The sequence below is a fragment of the Bacillus sp. VT 712 genome (genome assembly GCF_001614195.1).
Classification (GTDB): domain Bacteria; phylum Bacillota; class Bacilli; order Bacillales; family Bacillaceae_H; genus Priestia; species Priestia flexa.
Window position 1 is genome coordinate 1 of the sequence record NZ_LWBK01000022.1, and the last position, 19,212, is coordinate 19,212.

17 protein-coding genes and 2 riboswitches are annotated in these 19,212 nt (G+C 39.8%); of the genes, 13 read left to right on the top strand and 4 right to left on the bottom strand.

What is annotated here, in order from left to right; translation table 11 throughout:
• The first annotated feature begins 283 nt into the window (after positions 1-283).
• From A2U94_RS11980 to A2U94_RS11995, 4 genes are all read left to right on the top strand, one after another.
• On the top strand, positions 284-1,801 hold the full coding sequence (locus tag A2U94_RS11980) for a nicotinate phosphoribosyltransferase (protein ID WP_025908387.1): 1,518 nt from the start codon (positions 284-286) through the stop codon (positions 1,799-1,801).
• A 25-nt stretch (positions 1,802-1,826) separates the two neighbouring features.
• Complete coding sequence (nadE, locus tag A2U94_RS11985; protein WP_025908388.1) at positions 1,827-2,654, top strand: NAD(+) synthase; 828 nt, start codon at positions 1,827-1,829, stop codon at positions 2,652-2,654.
• A 246-nt stretch (positions 2,655-2,900) separates the two neighbouring features.
• Complete coding sequence (locus A2U94_RS11990) at positions 2,901-5,063, top strand: PAS domain-containing sensor histidine kinase (RefSeq protein WP_025908389.1); 2,163 nt, start codon at positions 2,901-2,903, stop codon at positions 5,061-5,063.
• A gap of 13 nt (positions 5,064-5,076) precedes the next feature.
• Positions 5,077-5,589 carry a methylated-DNA--[protein]-cysteine S-methyltransferase gene (locus tag A2U94_RS11995; RefSeq protein ID WP_025908390.1) on the top strand — a complete coding sequence of 171 codons (513 nt, stop codon included), beginning with the start codon at positions 5,077-5,079 and terminating at the stop codon, positions 5,587-5,589.
• A gap of 5 nt (positions 5,590-5,594) precedes the next feature.
• Here A2U94_RS11995 and A2U94_RS12000 read toward each other — a convergent pair whose 3' ends face one another.
• From A2U94_RS12000 to A2U94_RS12015, 4 genes are all read right to left on the bottom strand, one after another.
• On the bottom strand, positions 5,595-5,786 hold the full coding sequence (locus tag A2U94_RS12000) for a hypothetical protein (RefSeq protein ID WP_035320185.1): 192 nt from the start codon (positions 5,784-5,786) through the stop codon (positions 5,595-5,597).
• A gap of 141 nt (positions 5,787-5,927) precedes the next feature.
• Positions 5,928-6,974 carry an S-methyl-5-thioribose-1-phosphate isomerase gene (mtnA, locus tag A2U94_RS12005; protein ID WP_035320187.1) on the bottom strand — a complete coding sequence of 349 codons (1,047 nt, stop codon included), beginning with the start codon at positions 6,972-6,974 and terminating at the stop codon, positions 5,928-5,930.
• A gap of 12 nt (positions 6,975-6,986) precedes the next feature.
• Positions 6,987-8,159, bottom strand: coding sequence for an S-methyl-5-thioribose kinase (gene mtnK, locus A2U94_RS12010; protein ID WP_025908391.1), 1,173 nt, complete (start codon positions 8,157-8,159; stop codon positions 6,987-6,989).
• A 97-nt stretch (positions 8,160-8,256) separates the two neighbouring features.
• Positions 8,257-8,424, bottom strand: a riboswitch (SAM riboswitch).
• Between the two features lie 92 nt (positions 8,425-8,516).
• The gene (locus tag A2U94_RS12015) at positions 8,517-9,299 is read right to left on the bottom strand and encodes a carbon-nitrogen family hydrolase (RefSeq protein ID WP_025908392.1); all 783 of its coding nucleotides are present in this window, start codon (positions 9,297-9,299) and stop codon (positions 8,517-8,519) included.
• 107 nt (positions 9,300-9,406) lie between these two features.
• On the opposite strand from A2U94_RS12015, the gene A2U94_RS12020 reads away from it, so the two are divergent.
• The 9 genes from A2U94_RS12020 (at position 9,407) to A2U94_RS12060 (ending at position 19,182) form a co-directional block, all read left to right on the top strand.
• Positions 9,407-10,603: a pyridoxal phosphate-dependent aminotransferase gene (locus A2U94_RS12020; RefSeq protein WP_025908393.1), complete on the top strand. Its 1,197-nt coding sequence runs from the start codon at positions 9,407-9,409 to the stop codon at positions 10,601-10,603.
• A gap of 96 nt (positions 10,604-10,699) precedes the next feature.
• Positions 10,700-10,807, top strand: a riboswitch (SAM riboswitch).
• 88 nt (positions 10,808-10,895) lie between these two features.
• Complete coding sequence (gene mtnW, locus A2U94_RS12025) at positions 10,896-12,134, top strand: 2,3-diketo-5-methylthiopentyl-1-phosphate enolase (protein WP_025908394.1); 1,239 nt, start codon at positions 10,896-10,898, stop codon at positions 12,132-12,134.
• The gene (locus A2U94_RS12030) at positions 12,134-12,793 is read left to right on the top strand and encodes a 2-hydroxy-3-keto-5-methylthiopentenyl-1-phosphate phosphatase (RefSeq protein WP_035320189.1); all 660 of its coding nucleotides are present in this window, start codon (positions 12,134-12,136) and stop codon (positions 12,791-12,793) included. Before mtnW ends, A2U94_RS12030 begins: the two co-directional genes overlap by 1 nt.
• Positions 12,790-13,428 carry a methylthioribulose 1-phosphate dehydratase gene (locus tag A2U94_RS12035; RefSeq protein WP_025908396.1) on the top strand — a complete coding sequence of 213 codons (639 nt, stop codon included), beginning with the start codon at positions 12,790-12,792 and terminating at the stop codon, positions 13,426-13,428. The genes A2U94_RS12030 and A2U94_RS12035 overlap by 4 nt, the downstream gene beginning before the upstream one ends.
• 13 nt (positions 13,429-13,441) lie before the next feature.
• Positions 13,442-13,957, top strand: coding sequence for an acireductone dioxygenase (gene mtnD / locus A2U94_RS12040; RefSeq protein ID WP_025908397.1), 516 nt, complete (start codon positions 13,442-13,444; stop codon positions 13,955-13,957).
• Positions 13,958-14,143: 186 nt separating this feature from the next.
• A complete protein-coding gene (locus A2U94_RS12045) occupies positions 14,144-15,214 on the top strand; it encodes a sugar ABC transporter substrate-binding protein (RefSeq protein WP_025908398.1) in 1,071 nt (356 codons plus the stop codon).
• A 12-nt stretch (positions 15,215-15,226) separates the two neighbouring features.
• Positions 15,227-16,732, top strand: a complete 1,506-nt coding sequence (locus A2U94_RS12050; RefSeq protein ID WP_025908399.1) for a sugar ABC transporter ATP-binding protein — start codon at positions 15,227-15,229, stop codon at positions 16,730-16,732.
• Positions 16,729-17,748 (top strand): ABC transporter permease, encoded by a 1,020-nt coding sequence (locus A2U94_RS12055; RefSeq protein WP_025908400.1) that lies wholly within the window; start codon positions 16,729-16,731, stop codon positions 17,746-17,748. Before A2U94_RS12050 ends, A2U94_RS12055 begins: the two co-directional genes overlap by 4 nt.
• Before the next feature lie 102 nt (positions 17,749-17,850).
• Positions 17,851-19,182: a CoA-disulfide reductase gene (locus A2U94_RS12060; RefSeq protein ID WP_025908401.1), complete on the top strand. Its 1,332-nt coding sequence runs from the start codon at positions 17,851-17,853 to the stop codon at positions 19,180-19,182.
• The last annotated feature ends 30 nt before the right edge of the window (positions 19,183-19,212 follow it).

Below are 19,212 nucleotides of genomic sequence, written 5' to 3' on the forward strand. Positions count from 1 at the left end.
TGAATTGGCCAGTATCGGAAGAAAGTTCGCCTCCATCGTGAGTTAATTTGAGTTGGTGATTGAAATGAAGTGTTGTTTGCGGTAATCTAATCATGAGAAGAATCCTTTCTTTTGGTTAGTTCTTAGTCGATTTAACCTTAACAGAAATGGATTCTTTTTTCATTTTTTTAGTGAAAAAGAGAATCCCACAGGAAAGCCGATAAATCGCCTTTCCTGTGGGATTTTGTATTTGGGTATGAATAATTCAGGAATGGAATTGTAAAAATTGTTGGGGGTACGAATGATGAGCAGGCGATATGCTGACGATAGCTTAGCTTTACATACAGATTTGTATGAGCTAAATATGGCCAATACATATTGGAAAGATGGAATTCATAAACGCAGGTCTGTATTTGAAGCTTCGTTTCGTCGAATGCCTTTTGATAATGGCTACGCAGTCTTTGCAGGACTAGAACGAATGATTGATTTCATCGCGAATTTTCGATTTTCAGAAAGTGATCTCGATTATTTATCCAGCGAGCTGCACTATGAAGATGAATTTATTGATTATTTAAAAGGAATTCGTTTTACGGGTAACGTTAAATCGGTGGTAGAAGGTGAAATGATTTTTGCGAATGAACCTATTCTTCAAGTGGATGCACCGTTAGGAGAAGCACAGCTTATTGAAACACCGCTTTTAAACATTTTAAACTTTCACCCATTAATTGCAACCAAGGCTTCCCGAATTCGCTTAGCAGCTGGAGAAGATGCGGTGTATGAGCAAAGTGATAATCGTTTGATGGAATTTGGAGCAAGGAGAGCTCACGAGCTTGATGCAGCGTTATATGGAGCGCGAGCAGCTTATATTGGAGGGTTTGATGCCACTAGCAATGTGCGAGCAGGAAAAGTGTTTGGTATTCCAATCTCTGGAACGCATGCTCATGCGCTGGTACAGGTGTACCGTGATGAATATACTGCGTTTAAAAAATATGCGGAATCTCATCAAAACTGCATTTTCCTTGTTGATACGTACAATACCCTCAAGTCAGGAATTCCAAATGCGATTCGCGTTGCTAAAGAGATGGGGGATCGCATTAATTTTGTAGGTATTCGCTTAGATAGCGGAAAGCTTCCTTATTTATCTCAAGAAGCACGACGGATGCTAGATGAAGCAGGGTTTCAAAACGCGCGCATTTTTGCTTCAAATGATTTAGATGAACATAGCATCATGGATTTGAAAGCACAAGGAGCTAAAATTGACGGCTGGGGTATCGGCACAAAGCTGATTACTTCATATGATCAGCCCGCGCTTGGCGCAGTTTATAAACTTGTATCAATTGAAGGTGAAAACGGGGAGCTTGTTGATACCATTAAGCTGTCAGATAATCCTGAAAAGGTATCGACGCCTGGATTAAAGGATGTATACCGTATTGTTAATCAAGTAAACGGAAAATGGGAAGGCGATTATATTGCCATGCAGAATGAGCAGCCAAACGATGAGCATCATTTGAAGATGTTTCATCCGGTTTATACTCATGTAAGTAAGTTTGTCACAGATTTTCATGCCCGTAAGATTCATAAGCAAATTTTTGAATCTGGTAAACTCATCTACAAACAGCCGTCAGTCGAAGAGATGCGCGCATATTGCTTACAAAACCTTAATCATTTGTGGGATGACTATAAAATGATTGCTAAATCGAACGAAGAAGTGCTGCGACCAACCGAATACCCTGTGGACCTTAGCACAAATTGTTGGAATAATAAGATGGATAAAATCAATGAAGCGCGCTCTAGAGCGTCTCAGCTATTAACTCATGTATAACAATTAGAGGCAGGGAGAGGACCATATGACGAAGCAACAGTACATCATTGACGAAATGAAAGTAAAGCCAGTTGTTGACCCAAAAGAAGAAATTCGTAGAAGTGTCGACTTTTTAAAAGAATATATGAAGAAGCACTCGTTTTTACGTTCATTTGTACTAGGCATTTCAGGAGGCCAAGATTCTACGTTAACAGGTAAGCTTGCCCAAATGGCTATAGAAGAATTAAATGAAGAAGCAGGCGAAGAAACATATCAGTTTATCGCTGTGCGTCTACCGTATGGTGTACAAGCTGATGAACAAGACTGTCAAGACGCTCTAGCCTTCATTCAACCAAGTCGTTCGGTTGCTGTTAACATTAAGCCTGCTGTAGATGCAATGATTGCGGCAGTCGAAGAAGCAACGGGAGAAATTGTTTCTGACTTTAACAAAGGAAACGTAAAAGCACGTGAACGTATGATTGCACAGTATAGCATTGCTGGCATGCATCAAGGAGTTGTGCTTGGTACGGATCATTCTGCAGAGGCAGTGACTGGATTCTTTACGAAATTTGGAGATGGTGGCGCAGATTTAGTGCCGATTTTCCGTCTTAATAAGCGCCAAGGCAAACAGCTGTTAAAAGAATTAGGTTGCCCTGAACATTTATATTTAAAACAACCGACAGCTGATTTAGAAGAAGATCGTCCACAGCTGCCAGATGAAGAAGCATTAGGAGTTACATATAATCAAATTGATGACTATTTAGAAGGTAAAGAAGTTGGGGAGGAAGCAAGTAGGAAAATTGAGAGTCATTTCGTTAAAACAGCTCATAAACGCAGCCTGCCTATTTCAGTATTCGACGATTTCTGGAAATAATTTTTTAAAAAGTCCGCTATGTGTATAGATGTACGCGTAGCGGACTTTTTTCAGGAAGATTTTCATTGTTTTTTTAAAGGTGAAAAAAGAAATTTGTAGAATAATAGTGTATTAGTGACTAATGTGCCTATCAATGACTGCGCACATATCTACCTGGGAATCGTTAGATTATGAAAGAGAGTAGAAATTTGTCGAAATAGCTTTGTCTTTTGATAGGAAGAAAGAGTTTAGAAAGGAGGATGTGGCATGGCTCCACATCGGCAACTACCGATTGAACAAGACCAACACGAAGAAATAAAGCAGTTGCGTGCCATTTTTAATGCAGTTTCAGATGCAATTATTGTATTTGACGAGAATTTTTGCGTTCAGCATGTTAATGAAGCAGCCAGTCAGTTATTTGACAAACATTATGATGAACTGATTGCATATCAATTAAAAGACTTTCTTATGTTGTTTCCGTATGATGTCATCAATGATTATTATCCAACGCTAGTAGAAAATCAGAAGTTTACTTATAAAGGTACAATGAACTTGCAAAATGGCATCGTAAAATATGTAGAGTTTACGTGCGAACAACGAAGCGAAGCCTCTGGCAGTAAGATTTGTACTTTCCGTGACATTACAGCACAAAAAATGGTGGAGAACGAACGCTTTTTGAGTCAGCATATGTTTATGGACGTATTCAACGAAGCGGTTGATGGGATTGTCATTTTTGATCGAGCAGGGCAGCTGATTGATGTCAATCCATCGTTTTGTGACCGGTTGAATTTTCCAAAAGAATACTTATTAACAAAAACGTTAACAGAATTAGTTGAGCCTGCTTATCACTATAAGCTAAAAAAATTATGGCGCCTTCTTCAGAAGCAAGGAAAAGCGAGCGGAGAACTTCCGATTAAGCTTAAAAATGGAGACATAACTTTTTTTGAATTCACGACAACCGCAAATATTTATAGTCGTTACTATATGTCAATTATGCGTGACGTAACGGAAAAAAGAAGAATGGAGCAGAAATTGTTGCGAAGTGAGAAAAATTTTCGAGCCATTTTTGAAGATGCAATTGAAGCTATTTTAATTTGGCGTCATGACGGGGTAATTGTAAATGCTAACGCAGCTTCTTCTAGGACATTTGAACTACCCTTAGAAGAACTAATCGGCACAAATCTTCAAACGTTTATTAATAAAAAAGATCGTCACGTATGGAAGCTTTATTATCAATTTATTGAGCAGGAAGAGATTCGGGAAGAGCTTACCTTTTATATGCCAAACGGAGAAGAAAAAGAGCTTGAGTTTACAGGGAAAAAAGGCATTATTGAAGGCTATCATTTAACCATTTTTCGCAATATCAGCGAGCGAACCAAAATGGAGCAAGAACTTCGGAATAATGAACAAAAGTTTCGTAAAATCTTTGATGGTTCCATAGATGGCTTAATCTTATGGGACGGAGAGCAGCAGATCATTGATGTTAATGAGCCTGCTTGTGAAATTTTAGAACAAACGAAGGAAGACATTTGTTCCCAAACGATGGAAATGTTTTTATCATCCTCTAACTTTGATTTAGTCATTGAGCATAAGGCTACGATTGAGAGCAAAGGTGAAGGAGAAGGAGACATTCAGTATAAAACAGCTAGCGGTAAAGTGAAGCAAATTGAGTTTTCGACGAAAAAAGGTATTTTACCAGGCCTATACATGACAATTATTCGCGATGTAACGGAGAAAAAGCAAATGGAGGAGCAAATTCGGAAATCGGATACGCTTCAAGTAGTAGGGCAGCTTGCAGCTGGCATTGCGCATGAAATAAGAAATCCAATGACCGCATTAAAAGGTTTTATTCAGCTACTTGAAGATAGCATGAAAGAAGGTCATTCGCTTTATTTTGATATTATTACGTCTGAACTGCAGCGAATTGAATCAATTATTACAGAGTTTTTAGTATTAGCTAAGCCACAAGCAATTAAATTTGAAGAGAAATCACTAGCCGTCATCGTACAAGAGACGATTGATTTATTGAATGCTCAAGCTTTACTTGAAAATGTTCAATTTGAAACAGACTTCGATCCATCATTGTCAAAGGTTTATTGTGAGCCTCATCAGCTAAAACAAGTGTTTATTAATGTAATTAAAAATGCAATTGAAGCGATGAAGGGTGGAGGGGTAATCTCCATAGAGGTCAAGCATCTTAACAATCGCTATATGAGAGTATCCATTCATGATGAAGGAGAAGGCATGCCCCCAGAGCGAATTCGTAAGCTAGGAGAACCGTTTTATACCACAAAAGAAAAAGGAACTGGACTTGGACTGATGGTGTCTTATAAGATAGTAGAAGAACATAAGGGATATATTGAAGTAGAAAGTGAGTTAGGGGTCGGAACAACATTTCATGTGACGTTACCCGTTTCCCAAGTACAATAGAGAGGAGAAAACGATGAATTACTATGGAAGCATTCCGCTGTTTGACAATGAACATGTGTATGTTACATGTTCTGATAAAGGGATTTCCGGTTTATTCTTTTCTTTTGATGAGTTGATGTTACAAACAAAGGGAACGGCCACTTTGCTCGAAAATCATGAATATATTAAAGAAGCGACAAAGCAGCTACATGAGTATGTAGTTCAAACGCGGCAAAACTTTGATCTTCCGTTAGAAATAACAGGAACGGCTTTTCAGCAAAAGGTGTGGAAAGAACTTAAAACCATACCATATGGAGAAGTCATTTCCTATAAACAGTTAGCAAGTATGATTGGACAGCCAAAAGCTGTTCGTGCCGTAGGACAAGCAAATCGTAGAAACCGTCTACCTATCTTTTTACCTTGTCATCGTGTTGTTGGCGCATCAAAAGATTTAACTGGCTATGCAGGAGCACAGGTTCATTTAAAAGAGCGGCTTTTAACGTTAGAAGGAATACAAGTAGCAAACGGAAAGGTTGTATTAGCGTAGCGCTGCTAGGCTTCATCATCGTTCTCTAGCTTCCATCCTTCCCCTTGTACAAATACACCATCTACAGACGTGAACGTTTCGTCTGAATGATCTTGCTGAATGGTTTGATTTGTAACATCTAAAAGCTGAAATTGCTCCTTTCGTGCCCGCTGCTTTCGCTTTTTACAGGTTGAGTCGGGATGTTCTTGTTTGGTCATAGTTACCCCTCCTATACAGATTTCGCTTAACATGATAAAACTAACTATAATATATGTAGGTAGATGATAAATTACTGTTACATTTATGTTACAAAGCAAAAAAGAGAGAATCACATTGTAACCTGAGATTCTCTCTTTTTTTTAGTTTAGTACGAGTTTAATTGTATCGACAGAAGGTGAGTGAATAATGCCATGCTCTGTGATGATGGCTGTAATGAATTCACTTGGCGTAACGTCAAATGCCGGGTTATAAACAGAAATATTGTCTGGAGCAACTTGTACATCACCGATATGCGTAATTTCCTTTGCAGAGCGCTCTTCAATTGGAATTTCTGCTCCTGATGCGATCGATAAATCAAACGTTGATTTTGGAGCTGCTACATAAAACGGAATATTAAATGCTTTTGCTAAAAGTGCAAGCCCATATGTTCCAATTTTATTAGCAGTGTCACCGTTAGCTGCAATACGGTCAGCTCCGACAATAATGGCATTAATCCCTTTTGTTTTAATGGTATGTGCAGCCATACTATCTGTGATAAGTGTCACATCTACGCCTGATTTTTGAAGCTCCCATGCCGTTAAGCGTGCCCCTTGGAGAACGGGGCGTGTTTCGCACGCAAATACTTTCAGCGGAATATCACGCTCTTTTGAAATATGAAAAGGCGCTAAAGCAGTTCCATAATATGCTGTGGCAATCGAGCCAGCATTACAAATTGTCATAACACGATCGTGTTTATTAAACAGCGATAATGCATAATCACCTATGCGGTAGCAGGTGGCTTCATCTTCCGCTTGAATTTGAATCGCTTCATGAATAACAAGTGTTTTAGCCTCATTTATGGAAATGGCGTTATTGATGCTGTTTACTACGCGTTCTAACGCCCAAAATAAGTTGACGGCTGTTGGGCGAGAACTCGCCAAAAATTCTTTGTCGGCCTGCAGCTTTTTTTTGAATTCTTCAATCGTCTGTACATCGTAGTTTTGAAGCGAAAGCGCTAAGCCAAACGCTGCGGTAATGCCGATTGCAGGTGCCCCTCGTACTTTTAGCGTAACGATAGCGTCCCATACGTCTTGTAAAGTATGTAGCTTAATATATTCAACTGTGTTTGGTAATAGCTGCTGGTCAAGCAGTGAAATAAACGTTTCCTTCCATTCAACTGAACGAGGGAGTGTAAGAGTGTGTGTCATGTTGGGCTCCTTTCATTCTTCAATCAAGTTCTTAAAATCATGTGCACTAATTTCTGTTTGATGAGTTAGTAAATAACGTCCTAAACGAAGAGCTGCTTTTTGAGCGTTTAAGCGCTCTTCATCAGGCAATGAATCAATATCTACTACGTGCGCCAATCCAATTGTACGTCGAATTAACTCGCACCCCGCGTAGCCAACAGCATCGGTCCACGTTTGTTGTAAGATATAGTCGGAATAGTTTGGATTTTTAACGAACGGTTCCACTTTAGACTCAACCCAAAGTTTGTTCCATGTTGTTTGGAAAACATCCCACGTTTTGGTGATATGATCCAAAAGTACACTGCGTTTTTGAGCAGGACGAGACAAGGTGTTAAGCAGAAGATTGGCAACAAACTGTCCTAAGTCAAAGCCAAAGGGCCCATAAAACGCAAACTCAGGATCAATAACTTTTGTTTCGCGCTCACTAGCAAAAATACTACCCGTATGCAGGTCACCGTGTACAAGCGTTTGGCTACTTGTTAAAAACTTTTGTTTAAGCTTAGCTACTTCAAGCTTAGCTTCTTCATCTGTCCATAAGTTTTCTACATCGCTTCGAAGCGTTTCTTCAAATTCATTTGTATTGTAATCAAAAAACGGATCTGTAAACACTAAGTCTTCTGTAATATTGCATAAATCAGGGTTAATATATTGAGCAACCAGCTCTTTTTTCTCCTGTGGCTTAATCGCAAAGTCAGACGTCTCAAATGCAATATGAGCTAAAAATCTACCGATATGTTCTGAAAGAAGTGGGTATGTTTCTCCTTGGATTAATCCTGTACGAGAAATTGTTAGGTGAGACAGGTCTTCCATGACCGTAACAGCTAAGTTTTCATCATGATAATAAACGTCTGGAACGAGTTCGGGTGTTAAGCTGCCAAACTGTTTGAGCGCATTGCTTTCAATCGTTGCGCGCTTGAGTGATAAAGGCCAGCTTTCTCCTACAACTTTCGCATAAGGAAGAGCCTGCTTTACAATAATGGACTTGTTGGTTTGGTCGTTCACAATATGAAAAACAAGGTTTAAATTGCCATCACCAATTTCACGAGCTGTAAGAGCTTCACTTTCCGAAAATAACTTCAGCTGTTTTACAAGTCTAATTGCTGTAATTTCATTTAGTGGCTCATATGTATAAGTTGTTGTTGTCATCGTTATCTACCTCCATAAAAAATAAGTATACCGGAGGCTTTTAAATCATATAAAAGCCTCTTTCGGTGAGTGAAAGAGGCTTGATTGTCATTCAAACCTCTTATCTGCCAGAAAGATTTCTCTTTCTGTTGGAATTAGCACCGTGCCTTCATAAAACAACGAATTGTTTTATAGCGCTAAAAAGCTGCGCTCCATTTCACAATGGTATTACGGTCGGTTGCTGGGCGTCATAGGGCCAAATCCCTCAGCCAACTCTTGATAAGAGTAAAGATATTATTTAATTTTGATTTGTTTGACTTATTAGTAACTTCTGGAGAACATCGTATCATGTGAATTTTTGGATGTCAACAGCGAAATTTAATAAAATTCTGTGCGACGATCTGTAAAGACCGGAATTTGTTCTCGGATTGCCTTTACGGTTGATAAATCAACGTCTGCTGTTAGTATTTCTTCATTTTCACCTGCTTCTGCAATAATTTCTCCCCAAGGGTCAATGATTAACGAATGACCAGCAAATGTGTTAGCTGGATCGTCTCCAGAGCGGTTGCAGGCAACCACGTAGCATTGATTTTCAATGGCTCTGCTTACCAGAAGTGCTTTCCAGTGAGCAAGTCTTGGCTTGGGCCACTGAGCAACCACAAAAAGGAGTTCTGCACCTGCGCTTGTATGAACGCGAATCCATTCTGGAAAGCGAATATCATAGCAAATAACGCCTGCGCATAATGAGTTTTCAAGCGTAAAGATGTTTTTGGTTTCACCTGGTTGTAGAAATAAGTGCTCATTCATCAGCTTAAATAAGTGTAGCTTGTTATATTGCGAGACCTCCTGGCCTTCACGATTAAAGACATACATTGTATTCGTAACGCCGCTTTTTGTTTTCTTAGCAACTGATCCAGCGATGATGTTCACGCTGTGTGTTTTGGCGAAAGCAGAGAAAAAGCTAGTCGCTTGCTTACCTTCTGAGTCCGCGATAGCGTCGAGGTTCTGTAAATCATAAGCCGTATCAAAAAGTTCTGGCAGTATAAGAATATCTGGAGATTCAAACAGTGCTTCCTTCATTTTTTTTTCAGCATGCTCGTAATTTTTTTTAGGGTTTCCAAATGCAAGATCAAGTTGCAAACACGCTACTTTTAAGCTCATTAAACTTCACCATCCTGATTTATTTTATAAAAATGACTTTACAAGTTGACTATTACAATATATTATTTGTGACTAGAATTTCAAGAATTTTTTGAGAAGGTGTTCACATGAAGCAGTTTGAACAATCAGAACTATTGAAGAGTTTACCGAAACAATTTTTTGCATCCCTTGTTAGCAAAGTTGCAAAAGTAATAAAAGAAGGGCATGATGTGATTAATTTAGGGCAAGGAAACCCAGATCAGCCAACGCCCCCTCATATTGTCAAGGCACTTCAAGACGCGAGTGAAAATCCAAACTACCACAAGTACTCACCGTTTCGCGGACAAGCTTTTTTGAAAAAAGCGGCAGCAGCGTTTTACGAAAGAGAATACGGTGTCCAGCTAAATCCCGAAAAAGAAGTCGCTATTTTGTTTGGAGGCAAAGCTGGGTTAGTAGAAATTCCTCAGTGTTTACTTAACCCTGGAGATACAGTTTTAGTGCCCGACCCAGGTTACCCAGACTATTGGTCAGGAGTGGAGCTAGCACGAGCGAAAATGGAAGCTATGCCCTTGAAAAAAGAGAATGATTTTTTACCAGTTTACGAGGAAATAAGCGAAGAAGTGAAGCAAAAAGCTAAGCTCATGTTTTTAAACTACCCAAATAATCCGACCGGCGCAGTAGCTACGGCATCATTTTTCGAAAAAACGGTTGAATTTGCTCGCCAGTACGATACGTGCATTGTACATGACTTTGCGTACGGCGCAATTGGGTTTGATGGTCAAAAGCCCATTAGTTTTCTGCAAACTCCAGGTGCCAAAGAAGTGGGCATTGAAATTTATACGCTATCCAAAACGTATAATATGGCGGGGTGGCGCATCGGTTTTGCTGTTGGAAACGAAAGCGTTATTGAAGCGATTAATCTTTTACAAGATCACTTATTTGTAAGTGTATTTAGCGGAATACAGCAAGCAGCCGCGGTTGCTTTACTAGAGTCACAGAACTGCGTAGATGAACTAGTCGAACGCTATGAATCTCGTCGCCAGGTTCTCATTCATGGACTGCGTGAAATCGGATGGGACGTTGAAGCCCCACCAGGGTCGTTTTTTGCGTGGTTGCCGGTTCCAAAAAGCTATACATCAGAAGAATTCTCTGATTTGTTACTTGAAAAAGCACACGTCGTTGTTGCTCCTGGAATTGGGTTTGGTGAATACGGAGAAGGCTATGTGCGCGTAGGTTTATTAACCGATGAAGATCGACTGAAAGAAGCGGTTGATCGAATTGCTAAATTAAATTTATTCAAAAAATACGTTGACAATTCTTTTTGAGTTGGCTTAATATGTAAGAAGTTGTTGATTCATAAACACATATTTTTGATGAATACGATTAGCGTGAAAATCGATTATACAATATAAATAGCAATTTTCTTATTAAGAGTAGGTGGAGGGACTAGCCCTGTGAAGCCCGGCAACCGACTTAACGTTTTGTTAAGCACGGTGCTAAATCTTGCAGCAGTAGCTGAGAGATAAGAAGAGAGCAAAAAAGCCTCTTCTTTCTCACAAGAAGAGGCTTTTTTATTTCGTAACGATGGGAAATTTACAGCAAGGGAGTTTGAAGCAAATGAGTGAAATCGTTGCAAGTTATTTATTACATGATGAAAAAGGAAACTTTGAAAAAAAAGCAGAAGGCATTGCTCTAGGCTTAACGGTAGGTTCTTGGACAAATCTACCTCAGCTTGAGCAGGAGCAACTTAGAAAGCACAAAGGGCGCGTAGTTGACATTACGCCACTTGAAGACTGCGATCGCGTCAACAATTATTTAGAGCAAACGACAAAGCAAGCGATTGTGAAAATTGGTTATCCGCTTTCTAATTATACAAATGATTTACCTGCTATTTTAGTTACTGTTTTCGGAAAACTATCATTAGACGGAAAAGTAAAATTATTAGATTTAGAGTTTTCACAAGAAGCATTAGCCGCTTTTCCTGGCCCACGCTTTGGAATTGAAGGGATTCGTGAGAAACTAAAAGTGTACGATCGTCCTCTTGTAATGAGTATTTTTAAAGGTGTAATTGGGCGTGATATGGATTATTTAACGGAGCAGCTTCGGGCACAAGCACTTGGAGGTGTCGATCTTGTAAAGGATGACGAAATCCTATTTGACAACGAACTGACACCGTTCGAAAAGCGTATTACAGAAGGGAAAAAAGTTCTTGATGAAGTATATAAAGAAATGGGTCATCGTACGCTATATGCCGTAAATTTAACGGGGCGTACATTTGATTTAAAAGAGAAAGCTAGAAAAGCAGCGGAGCTCGGAGCCGATGCTCTATTGTTTAACGTGTTTGCATATGGACTAGATGTGCTACAAGCTCTTCGTGAAGATGATGATATTAACTTACCAATCATGGCTCACCCAGCAGTAAGCGGTGCGTTAACACCATCTGAATTTCATGGATTCTCAAATTCTCTTTTGCTAGGAAAATTACTTCGTCTTGTTGGAGCAGATTTTTCACTATTCCCATCACCGTACGGCAGCGTCGCGATGCCGCTTGAAGATACAGCTGGAATTACGTACGAGGTAACAAGACCGCTACATACCTATAAGCAAACGTTCCCGGTTCCATCAGCAGGTATCCACCCAGGCATGGTTCCGCAGCTTATTTCCGATTTCGGTGTGGATAGCATTATTAACGCAGGCGGAGGCGTACACGGTCACCCAGATGGAGCAGTCGGTGGAGGAAAAGCATTCCGTGCAGCAGTTGATGCTACGCTTGCTGGACAGCCTTTAGAAGATACAAATGACGAAGCGCTACAAAAAGCACTTGAGCTATGGGGAGCAGTGAAGGTGAAGGGGTGATGAACGTGAAGATTTTCTGTGACTTTGACGGTACGATTACAAACAGCGATAACATCATTGCTATTATGAAAAAGTTTGCTCCAAGTGAGTGGGAAGCTATCAAAGATGATGTGTTGGCAGAGCGCGTATCGATTCAAGAAGGCGTTGGCAAAATGTTCTCTTTACTGCCAATCTCTTTAAAGGAAGAGATTGTATCATTTATTTTATCAACTTCGGAGATTCGAACAGGATTCGAGCAGTTTGTGCATTACACAAAAGAAAAGGATATTCCGCTATATATTGTCAGTGGAGGAATTGACTTTTTTGTTGAGCCAATGTTAGACGGCAAAATAGATAAAAAGAACCTTTACTGCAACGGCTCAGATTTTTTAGGGCAAACGATTAAAATTACGTGGCCTCATACATGCGATAGCCACTGTGAAAATGGCTGTGGCTGCTGTAAGCCGTCAATTATACGAAATCTGGTAGATGACAAAGATTTTATCATCGTAATTGGAGATTCCATTACGGATTTGCAGGCAGCAAAAATGGCTGATTGCGTATTGGCACGTGATTTCTTGCTTCAGAAATGCAAAGAGTTACATTTACCGCATCGGCCGTTTGAAACATTCCATGATGTCATTGAACATATTAACGAATTATCGGAGGTGGAAGTATGAGTATTTTAGCACAGCAGCGTTTACAAGAGATTGCGGATGTAAAAGAAGAACTTGCACAGCGAGATTGGTTTTTTGGAACGAGTGGTAACTTATCGATTAAAGTAAGTGAAGAGCCAACAACCTTCTTCGTATCAGCTAGTGGAAAAGATAAGCGAAAGCGTACAAGTGAAGATTTCTTACTTGTAGATAGCAATGGGAAAGCAGCGGAAGAAACACACTTGAAACCTTCCGCTGAGACGCTTTTACATGTTAAGGTTTATAGTCATACAAACGCTGGGTGCAGCCTGCATGTACATACAATTGATAACAACGTCATTTCTGAACTATATGGTGACGAAGGAAAAGTAACGTTTAAGGGGCAAGAGATTATTAAAGCACTCGGTATTTGGGAAGAAGATGCAGAGGTTACCGTTCCGATTATTCCGAATTATGCGGACATTCCGACGTTAGCTGAAGTCTTTGCTGAATATGTAACGGCGGATCAAGGGGCTGTTTTAATTCGTAACCACGGTATTACCGTATGGGGGGAAAATGCATTTGAAGCGAAAAAAGCGCTAGAAGCATACGAGTTTTTATTTAGTTATCACGTGAAAATTCTTTCACTAAAGAAATATAATCAATCAACACTTACTTAAGGGGGAGTTACATATGGCAAACGTTCGTTTACATGCAACAGATGCACGCATTGAAAATCAAGAAGAGGTAGCAAGTTTTTTAGCTAATAATGAAGTCATTTATGAAAATTGGGATATTACAAAGCTACCTGAAAATCTGCGTGAAAAATTTAATTTAACAGACGAAGAAAAAGAAGAAATCTTAGCTTCATTTGATACAGAGATTAGGGATATTTCTGAGCGACGAGGTTATCAAGCACAAGATGTGATTTCGTTATCAGATACAACACCTAACTTAGAAGAGTTATTAAAAAACTTTCAGCGTGAGCATCACCATACGGACGACGAAGTTCGTTTTATCGTCAGTGGACATGGTATTTTCGTCATTCAAGGAAAAGATGGTTCATTCTTTGATGTCGAGTTAGAGCCAGGTGACTTAATTTCTGTTCCAGAAAATGTGCGTCATTATTTTACACTAATGGAAGATCGCAAAGTAGTAGCCGTTCGTATTTTTGTTACAACAGAAGGCTGGGTGCCAATCTACGAATAAATTGAGATTGTAGACAAGGAAAAATAGCAGGATGTATGCGTGGTTAACGCAAGAAAATGCCGCTTCTCTTCTTGATGAAGCGGCATTTTCTTAAGCAATAAAAGCTTTAAGTCGGCGCTTGCTCTTCATTGCGCTAGGAATAATTCTTACTATTTTTATGAGAATAGTAATAGATGGAGGAAGAAGATGAAATATGTAAAAAAATGGTACAGCCCATTTATTTTATTGCTATTTGTCCTGTTCGTTACGGTTGGATGTACAAACGAACAGCCGGATATAAACGCGGCAAGTAAGCCACAAGTCAAAGAAGAACAAAAGACAGAGGCGAATTTCACAGCAAAAAACGTTAGTAAAGATACGAAAGTCGCTCTTATTGCCGAGTTTACGACGGGAACGCACGCAGCCCAGTATATTAGCGGTGCAACAGCGGCTGCCAAAGAACAAGGTATTCAGCTTACCGTGTCAGATGCCAACAACGATCAGTCAAAAATGGCAGCGTATTTAGATACGGCAATTAATCAAAATGTGGATGGTATTATCATTAAGCACGGTCGTTCTGAAACGTTGGAACCTGGCGTGAAGCGTGCCGTTGCAAAAGGTATACCCGTTGTTGCATTTGATGTTGAGCTAGATGTAGACGGCGTAACAACGATTGATCAAGATGACTATATGTTGGCGCTGCAAGGCTTAAAGCAAATGATGCAGGATATTAATGGCGAAGGAAAGATTGTGTACATTTTTGTTGGTGGTTTTGCGCCAATGGAAAAGCGAAACACCATTTATGAAGCAATGCTAGAACGTTATCCGGACGTAGAAGAAGTAGCGCGATTTGGAAACGCTACATCTAATACATCGCTAGATACTCAAACAAAAATGGCGGCTATCTTGAAAAAATATCCAAACAAAGGCGACATTACAGCGGTATGGGCACCTTGGGACGAATTCGCCAAAGGAGCTACGCGTGCAATTAAAGAAGCTGGCCGAGATGAAATTAAAGTTTACGGCGTCGATTTATCGGATGAAGATCTGCAGATGATGCAAGAAGAAAATAGCCCATGGAAAGCATCAGCAGCGGTAAATCCAGCAGCAATTGGTGAAAAGCAAGTGGAATTTGTTCTGCAAAGAATTGCTGGACAAGACATACCGAGATATTACTCGTTTAACCCAACGCTCATCACTCAGGATGATTTACCTGATGCGCCTATTAATATGGACCAAGTGGGTGAGTTTGTAGAAGCTTGGAATCAAAAAGAGTAGAGGAGAAGGCAGATGACGATCGAACAATTAGAAATGAAGCATATCGCAAAGTCATTTGAATCATTTCAAGCGCTTCAAGATGTGAGCTTTACCGTGAAAAAAGGCGAAATCCATGCTTTACTGGGAGCAAACGGTGCAGGGAAAAGTACGCTGATGAAAATATTATCTGGAGCATACTCAGAATATACTGGGACCATTTACAAAAATGGTCATTCTGTTACGCTTGGTTCTCCAAAAGACGCAAAAAACTTAGGTATTGCAATTGTTCATCAAGAAGTCGATGTCGCGCTTGTACCATCACTAACGGTGGCAGAGAATATTGTGCTGGACCGCCAAACAAGTAAAGGTAGCCCTGCAATTGTTAAGTGGAAGCAACATGATACTGAAGCGAAAAAGGCGCTTGCTATGCTGGGTTCAACGTTAAACGTTAAAAAGAATGTATCGGAATTAACGCTAGCAGAAAAGCAGCAGGTATTACTCGCTCGTGCGATCTTACAAGATGCGGAATATATTATTTTGGATGAACCAACAGCACCGCTAAGTCAACATGAGACAAAGCGTTTGTTTGAAGTTGTGACGAACTTAAAGAAAAAAGGCATGGGTATTATTTATATTTCTCATCGCCTTCAAGAAGTTAGCGACCTATGCGACGTTTACACCGTTTTAAAAGATGGAAAGCATGTTGTGACAAAAGCAATTGTGCAATCTACAATGCAAGAAATGATTACATTTATGCTAGGGAAGCAAGTAGCGCAGGAGTCGGTACGTGAAGAGGTAGCGGTGGGAACTGAACTGCTTCGTGTGGAAAAGTTGTCTTTGCCAAACGTACTACAAGATATTACCTTTCATGTTAAAGAAGGTGAAGTTGTTGGCATTGCGGGACTTGTCGGTGCAGGGAAAACAGAGCTATGTCGAAGCTTATTTGGTCTGGAGAACAAAACAGCGGGTCAGCTATCAATGCGCAATCATCCGCTTTTAGTAAATCGCTCTCCTCGTTACTATATTAAAAATAAGCTTTCTCTCATACCAGAAGAAAGACGAAAAGAAGGCATTTTAGTAGACGAATCGATTGTACTTAATTTGTCACTTCCAAGCTTAAAAGATTTTACGAAATGGTCTTTTGTACAAAAGCGAAAACAAAAAGAAGCATCTCAGAGTGTTGCTGCGAATGTTGGTGTTAAAGCCTCGTCTGTTGAGCAAAAAGTAAAAACGCTAAGCGGTGGGAATCAGCAAAAAGTAGCTATTGGTAAATGGCTCTTAAAAGAGACCGATGTATATATATTTGATGAGCCAACAAAAGGAATTGATATCGGCTCCAAACAGGAGATTTTCTCAATAATGAATGAGCTAACTAAACAGCAAAAAGGCATTTTATATGCAACTTGTGAATTTGATGAACTGGTCAACATGGCTGATCGAATTTACGTTATGTATAACGGGAAAATTGTAAAAGAACTATCGAAAGCAGAAGCAACGTATGAACAGCTATTTTATTACGCGTCTGGAGGAACGGTATGAGTGCAGAGTTAGTGAATGAACAAGTAAAAGCAAAGAAACAAACAGGACAGCTGATGGAGTTTGTCACAAAATACGGTACGGTAGTAGCCATTTTATTAGTCACCATCTTTTTTTCAATTGCTTCACCCAATTTTTTAACTCCAGGAAACATCAGCGATATTTTACGTTCGATTTCAATTGTAACGCTTATCGCATTAGGTGTGACAATTTCACTGACTGTAAATGGTCTTGATTTATCAGTTGGCTCGACGGCTGGGTTAGCAACCATTCTATCAGCATCGATGCTTGTGTTGCACCGTCAAGAGCTGCTAGTGGCATTGTTGATTCCTATTTTAGCTTCACTTCTTGTAGGGCTTGTGAATGCATTTTTTGTCGTGAAAGTTAAAATTCCTGATATTTTAGCCACGCTATCAATGATGTTTATTGTGCAGGGAATCTTGTTAACCTATACGAAAGGATCGGCTATTTATACGAATATGCCTTTAGAAAGTGGAGAGCGTGCACCTGGAATCTTTATTCCTTCTTTTTTAGCCTTAGGACAAGGACATGTTTTGGGAGTTCCGGTGCCAGTAATTATTATGCTCCTTGCTGTCCTTGTTGTACATATTTTCTTCACGTATACAAAATACGGACGATTCTTTTATGTAACGGGTGGAAATATGGAAGCAGCGAGGCTTTCAGGAATTCCAGTCAACCGCTACCGCATGTATGCCTATGTGTTATCTAGCTTACTAGCGGGGATTGGAGGAGTTGTGTTAGCAGCGCGAATTGGGGTAGGAGAAGTGAATGCAGGAGCTCCTTTTCTAATGGATGCCGTTGCCGCAGCCTATATCGGCTTCTCTGTATTTGGAGCAGGTAAACCGAATATTATTGGCACGCTGCTAGGGTCTATTTTAATTGGAGTTCTCTTAAATGGTTTAACGATGTTAAATGTTCCGTATTATACACAAGATATTATTAAAGGAACGGTTCTTGCAGCGGCTTTAGCTCTTACATACTATCGTTCAAAGAAATGATTACGGTAGATTGCACGAGGTGACTTTGTCATCTTCGTGCAATTTTTTTGTTTGAAATCGGGCAAAGTAAGGGAAATATGCAAATAAAAAGGAGGCTATAAAATGAAGCGAATTATTGTAATTGGAGGCGTTGCGGGTGGTATGAGTGCAGCATCTCAGCTGCGTCGCTTAGATCAAGAAGCCGAAATTATTGTATTTGAGAAAGGTCGAGATGTTTCATATAGTGCATGCGGTATGCCGTATTATTTATCAGGTGTTGTGAAAGAGCAAGAAAGTCTTATCGCTCGAACAGTTGATGAGTTTAAAGAGCGTGATATCACGGTTCATCTTCAACATGAAGTAAAAGAAGTGAATCACATAAAGAAATATGTTGTTGTACATAATCATCAAACAAATGAGTCACAAGAAGTGTCGTACGATGAGCTTATTATCGCAACGGGAGCTTCAGCTGTAAAGCCACCCTTTATGATTGATGCTCAAAATGTTTTTTCATTAAAGACGTTAGAAGATAGTACGAACATCCATCGTTATTTAAAAGAAGAAAATGTACAAAAAGTTGTGATTATCGGCGGTGGATATATTGGAATGGAATTAGTAGAGACCATGCATCTATTAGGAAAGCAAGTGTCTGTTATTGAGCGCGGGAATCATATACTATCCATGTTTGACGAAGAAATTGCTACACGAATACAGGGCGAGCTGAAAAATGATATTGCTTTTCATGTCAATGAAGAAGTAGAAGAGTTAATTGCAGACCGTGAAAAAATAACTGCGGTTCGCACCAATAAAAATACGCATGAAGCAGACCTTGTTATTGTAAATGTGGGAGTGAAGCCAAATACATCTTTTTTAGAGAGAAACGGCATTCGAATGCTCGAAAACGGTGCGATCCTCATTAATGACAAAATGGAAACCAACGTTCCGCACCTTTATGCAGCAGGTGATTGTGCAAGCAGCTACCATCTTGTGTTGAAAAAGCCAGTTCATTTTTCACTTGGTACAATTGCTAATAAGCAAGGGAGAATTTTAGGCGCAAACCTAGGAGGAGAAGATAAACATTTCCCAGGTGTCATTGGTACCAGCATCCTAAAAGTTATGGATTTAGAAGTTGCTAAAACTGGAATTACTGAAAAAGAGGCAAAAGCAGAAAACCTTCAATATAAAGCGGTTACGGTAGACGCTTATAATCATACGCCGTATTATCCAGATGCAACAAAAATGTTGGTTAAACTTATCTATGAAAAAGATACACATATTATACTAGGAGCACAAATTATGGGTAAGTCAGAAGCAGCCAAGCGGATTGATGTGTTTGCAACAGCCATTACGGCACGGCTAACAACCGAGCAATTAACCATGCTAGATCTTAGCTATGCTCCGCCTTTTGCTACCGTTTGGGATGCGGTTCAAATTGCTTCTCAAAAAGCGACATAATCAGAGGCCGACGTGAATTTATCACGTCGG

What these genes read in the sequence shown, in the direction of transcription:
- A2U94_RS11980 (WP_025908387.1), top strand. Translation starts at nt 284, where the DNA reads ATGAGCAGGCGATATGCTGACGATAGCTTAGCTTTACATACAGATTTG.
- nadE (WP_025908388.1), top strand. Translation starts at nt 1,827, where the DNA reads ATGACGAAGCAACAGTACATCATTGACGAAATGAAAGTAAAGCCAGTT.
- A2U94_RS11990 (WP_025908389.1), top strand. Translation starts at nt 2,901, where the DNA reads ATGGCTCCACATCGGCAACTACCGATTGAACAAGACCAACACGAAGAA.
- A2U94_RS11995 (WP_025908390.1), top strand. Translation starts at nt 5,077, where the DNA reads ATGAATTACTATGGAAGCATTCCGCTGTTTGACAATGAACATGTGTAT.
- A2U94_RS12000 (WP_035320185.1), bottom strand. Translation starts at nt 5,786, where the DNA reads ATGACCAAACAAGAACATCCCGACTCAACCTGTAAAAAGCGAAAGCAG.
- mtnA (WP_035320187.1), bottom strand. Translation starts at nt 6,974, where the DNA reads ATGACACACACTCTTACACTCCCTCGTTCAGTTGAATGGAAGGAAACG.
- mtnK (WP_025908391.1), bottom strand. Translation starts at nt 8,159, where the DNA reads ATGACAACAACAACTTATACATATGAGCCACTAAATGAAATTACAGCA.
- A2U94_RS12015 (WP_025908392.1), bottom strand. Translation starts at nt 9,299, where the DNA reads ATGAGCTTAAAAGTAGCGTGTTTGCAACTTGATCTTGCATTTGGAAAC.
- A2U94_RS12020 (WP_025908393.1), top strand. Translation starts at nt 9,407, where the DNA reads ATGAAGCAGTTTGAACAATCAGAACTATTGAAGAGTTTACCGAAACAA.
- mtnW (WP_025908394.1), top strand. Translation starts at nt 10,896, where the DNA reads ATGAGTGAAATCGTTGCAAGTTATTTATTACATGATGAAAAAGGAAAC.
- A2U94_RS12030 (WP_035320189.1), top strand. Translation starts at nt 12,134, where the DNA reads ATGAACGTGAAGATTTTCTGTGACTTTGACGGTACGATTACAAACAGC.
- A2U94_RS12035 (WP_025908396.1), top strand. Translation starts at nt 12,790, where the DNA reads ATGAGTATTTTAGCACAGCAGCGTTTACAAGAGATTGCGGATGTAAAA.
- mtnD (WP_025908397.1), top strand. Translation starts at nt 13,442, where the DNA reads ATGGCAAACGTTCGTTTACATGCAACAGATGCACGCATTGAAAATCAA.
- A2U94_RS12045 (WP_025908398.1), top strand. Translation starts at nt 14,144, where the DNA reads ATGAAATATGTAAAAAAATGGTACAGCCCATTTATTTTATTGCTATTT.
- A2U94_RS12050 (WP_025908399.1), top strand. Translation starts at nt 15,227, where the DNA reads ATGACGATCGAACAATTAGAAATGAAGCATATCGCAAAGTCATTTGAA.
- A2U94_RS12055 (WP_025908400.1), top strand. Translation starts at nt 16,729, where the DNA reads ATGAGTGCAGAGTTAGTGAATGAACAAGTAAAAGCAAAGAAACAAACA.
- A2U94_RS12060 (WP_025908401.1), top strand. Translation starts at nt 17,851, where the DNA reads ATGAAGCGAATTATTGTAATTGGAGGCGTTGCGGGTGGTATGAGTGCA.